This is a genomic window from Peribacillus sp. NPDC056705, from assembly GCF_043656335.1.
The window spans coordinates 1-1535 of sequence record NZ_JBHTYI010000164.1; the positions used below are offsets into that span (position 1 = coordinate 1).

Annotated in this window: 1 protein-coding gene and 1 pseudogene; both read right to left on the bottom strand. The window is 43.5% G+C overall.

The genetic code is table 11. The features are described from left to right. Window positions 1–437 (bottom strand): annotated as a pseudogene (locus ACFRAK_RS28535) (stalk domain-containing protein); the annotation flags it as partial. Window positions 438–1210: 773 nt separating this feature from the next. Further along, a partial coding sequence (locus ACFRAK_RS28540; RefSeq protein ID WP_394573122.1) for a formylglycine-generating enzyme family protein occupies window positions 1211–1535 on the bottom strand: 325 nt, incomplete at its 5' end.

Sequence of the window (1535 nt, forward strand, 5' to 3'; positions counted from 1 at the left end):
GTGTCTGTTATGTAAATATTTCCGTATAAATCCGTGTCCATGCCTGAAGGTTCATTGAACACTGCCGTTTCCTTAGTACCGTCGTGCGAAGCGCCAACGGGAACCCCATCATCCCCCGCATCAAGCATGAAGCCCGCATAAGTAGAAACCTCTCCATTCTTAACTTGGCGGATGAGATGATTACGGGTATCCGCTACAAGCACAGAACCATCCTTTAAGACAGCGATTCCCTGAGGCATACGAAAAGAGGCCTCTGATGCCGCTCCATCCCAATCGTTAAAATCACCGTTTCCTGCAAATACCGATACTCTTGACAGAGCTTCATGGCTGTCAGCCAAGGACGGCTCGCTTTGAATTCCAGCAGCCTCTGCGGCTGTGCCTCCAATTAATGTGAATATCATAACAGCGACTAGTAAACGACTAAATACTACCTTCATATTGATCCCCTTTCACCTCATAAGCTCAAACTATGAATTGTTGTTCTTACTATCTGTATATTGTCTCCACACCAAAAACCTCCTATTATTCAACTCTATCTAAGCAACATAGTCGAATAATAGGAGATTTAAATCCTACTAAAGTTGTACTCAGTAAAAAAGGGGAATAAACGACAAGCAACGCGCACAATAAACGCCCTATCCCCTATACTGGTTACACTATCCGGGAGGGTCACGCTTTTATACCTAAAGGCATTACCTCCTATACTGATTACCTTTAATAATCCAATCGAAGAAGGAATTTCAACGGACCCGCCAGCCTTCGCTTCCCGAATCCCCGTTCATTGAATAGTCGCACATCCTTCATTCGATTTAGGGTTAAACCCTTTATTTCTACCTCAATTCATCACTATTCCTCAATCTACCATTCTAGCAACTGCGCAATCAAGACAACTAAAGTTGGTATTTAAATATAACAGACTGGAAACCCTAAAGTTGTAGAAGGATTACAGGAGAGAGTGGATGTGTCGGGAAACGGGTAATCGACCATAACTACCGCCTGTAAAAGCTCATTGAAGATAAGCGATCGATCGCATAGTTTCAATTCATCAAAAATGACATTTCCGCACTCCACGAGGTTAAGGACGATTATTTCGCCCTACTTGTGATACGGTTCACCGCGCTATCTATAACGGCAAGTTGAGGGCCATCCTTTGCAGGATGGCCCTCACGGCGAGTTTTAAGGCATTTTCGGTATGTTCGATATCGTTTTCTCATGATTTTGTAAGTGCTATTCTAAACCCAAGGTCATCGATTTTGAAATCAGGCATGCTTTTCCTTCTAACCGTTGAACCACAATTGTTCTCAACTTCAGCCCAACTGCCTCCACGGAAGACCCTATAGTTCCCATATCGTTTAGTATCATATAGATCCCAACACCATTCCCATACATTCCCGACCATATCATAAAGTCCCCATGGATTTGGAAGCAACTTTCCGACTTGTTGAGCTGATCGATTGGAGTTTTGTTGATACCATGCAATTTGATCCATTCTTGCATACCGATATCCTGTGGTTCCCGCCTTGCATGCATACTGC